Here is a 269-nt window from a genome sequence, read left to right as displayed (position 1 = left end):
ATCGGCAGCGCGCACAAGCTCTACCGCGGCACGCTGGCCTTCTATCTGCGCGGGCGCGACGAAGCCGAGCTTGACAGGCGCGGCCTGGACCTCGCCAACGTGATGCTCAACGCGGGGTTGCAGCCCGTGCGCGAGGACGATGAAGTTGCGCCGCTCAACAGCTACCTGCGCTGGCTACCGTGCTGCTACAACCCTGCGCAGGATCGGCGGAACTGGTTCACCCAACTGATGTTCGCCCAGCATGTGGCGAATCTCTCGCCGGCGTGGGG

1 protein-coding gene is annotated in these 269 nt (G+C 66.2%); it reads left to right on the top strand.

Going from position 1 to position 269, the window contains the following annotated elements:
* Positions 1–269, top strand: a 269-nt coding sequence (locus AC3XQU_RS23990; RefSeq protein ID WP_489876632.1) for a TraC family protein, incomplete at both ends; no start/stop codon positions are given.

This window comes from Telluria sp. AZSoR62 (assembly GCF_058111565.1).
This window is presented reverse-complemented; position numbering and strand designations above follow the sequence as displayed.